Annotated in this window: 4 protein-coding genes; 1 reads left to right on the forward strand and 3 read right to left on the reverse strand. The window is 62.4% G+C overall.

Going from position 1 to position 1,730, the window contains the following annotated elements:
• The coding region (locus tag BEP24_RS17300) for a hypothetical protein (protein ID WP_141693503.1) at positions 1-233 on the reverse strand (233 nt) is incomplete at its 3' end.
• A 10-nt stretch (positions 234-243) separates the two neighbouring features.
• On the opposite strand from BEP24_RS17300, the gene BEP24_RS17760 reads away from it, so the two are divergent.
• Positions 244-408, forward strand: a complete 165-nt coding sequence (locus BEP24_RS17760; RefSeq protein ID WP_171898852.1) for a hypothetical protein — start codon at positions 244-246, stop codon at positions 406-408.
• Between the two features lie 143 nt (positions 409-551).
• On the opposite strand, the gene BEP24_RS17305 is transcribed toward BEP24_RS17760, so the two are convergent.
• Together BEP24_RS17305 and BEP24_RS16230 are read right to left on the reverse strand one after the other, a co-directional pair.
• A complete protein-coding gene (locus BEP24_RS17305) occupies positions 552-992 on the reverse strand; it encodes a hypothetical protein (protein ID WP_139197440.1) in 441 nt (146 codons plus the stop codon).
• 414 nt (positions 993-1,406) lie between these two features.
• Positions 1,407-1,730, reverse strand: a 324-nt coding sequence (locus tag BEP24_RS16230; protein WP_216093162.1) for a hypothetical protein, incomplete at its 5' end; no start/stop codon positions are given.

Consider the following 1,730-nt stretch of genomic DNA (forward strand, 5'->3'; position numbering starts at 1 on the left):
GTCTTCGTTCCGTTCGGGGTCTGTTCCGTGCGCTGCACGATCCGGTTCGACGCGTCCCGCACGTACGACACCTTCGACCCGTCCGTCAGAGCGGTCTGGACGTGCCGGTCCTGCCCGTCGTAGACGAGGGTCTCGTCCGCCAGCGTGGTGGTGTTCCCATGCGCGTCGTAGACCAGCTGCGCACCGGTCAGGGACTGGTTCACCGGCGTCGCTCCCGTGACCGGGTTCGTCACCGTGGTCCCGATGAGCCGGTCCGCTGCGTCGAAGCAGGACGCAACCTGCGTCGCCGCACCCGCCGGGTTACCCGAGGCGTCGAGGAGCTGGTCCGACGAAGCCGTCCGGTTCCCGTTCTTCCCAGCCGCAGCGACCGCACCCGACTGGGTGCACGTGCTGGCACCGAAGCCGTAGGTCAACCGGTGCCGCGGGATCGACGCGGCCACGAGCCTCCCGGCCGTGTCGTAGGAGGCGGGCGTGGCCGTTGTGATGGTGCTTGCGGCCGGGGCGAATGAGCGAGCGCCCCGAACGGCCGGTCCTGAATAGCCAGGCGAACGTCACCGCCGGTGATTCGGCTCTTCACGCTTGACACGTTCCGGTAGACCCGCCCACTTCCGAATGATGGCCGCATTGCGCTCAGCAGTCTTCCTCGACGAGATAGTAGCCGGGAGTCGAAGCTCACGCCCAGCATGTCGAACGACCAGCATTCGACAAAATTGCCAAAGCGGGTCAATGCCGCTTTCGGCACTTCGATTGATCAATCCGCTATAAGGCAATAGATCGACGCCATGGATTGCATGCCTGGCGATCCGATAGTTCCTATACCAGGAGTGTACGATCATCTCGTCCCCGCGCAGTTCAATCCCCATCATTGAAGCACGCCCTGTGAAGAGCATGAAGGGTACATAGAACAAGATTTGCCCAAATCCAGGGCTGTAGGCGGCTGACGCGACCGTGAACACCAGCGGCAGTGGAAGCGTGATGGTGATTGATGCCACGACAGCCCCTAGCCTGCTTCCCCTTATTCGTCTAATGATCATCTCCAATACTTCCAAACGGCACGCTTGCTCCAAGCGCTCCCATCCGCGTGGGACCCGACCGCCTTCTGTGCCACATTCGACACTGCGTTAGCTCGGAAATTGGCCCGCCGGCGCTGAGTGGACGCCCACTTTCGAGTCACAGTGCGCCCCGCTTTGAACACGCGATCAACGTGACTGCGACTCATTACCCTTTCCGCTGCAACCAGGCCCTTTGACGCATATGAACCGCCGATCATGCCCACCGCTGAAACCGCAGCCATACCGACCCTCCCTTGAACCAGATAGGCTGCCGTCTGAATTCCTCCACAAACCATGGAGACGACCCCCGGAACCAGTCCGCATGCAAAGAACACGGCACTCATGACCGAATTGTCAGTGAGGAACTTTGAGAAGCTGCGCGGCCGAGCTCGCGTCGGTCCACTGCTGGACCTGTCCGGTCACGTCGAACGACGCCGTTCCGGTGTACCCGGCCGTGAAGTTCGTGCGGGATGCGTTACGGACGCCGCAGTTCCACGCGTAGGCCGAGGCCCACCCGGCGACCGACGTGGTCGCGGTCGCGGTCCCGGAGTTGGCCTGTGTCTCCGTCAGCTGTGCGGAGAGGATCTGCTTGCCGTAGAGCTGCTCGTACGGGAACTTCAACACGGTCCGCCAAACGCTCGGTGCGTTGTTGATCCGCGAGTTGCCGATGTTCGCGTA

This window comes from Curtobacterium sp. UCD-KPL2560, from assembly GCF_001705035.1.
In the GTDB taxonomy this organism is placed as follows: domain Bacteria; phylum Actinomycetota; class Actinomycetes; order Actinomycetales; family Microbacteriaceae; genus Curtobacterium.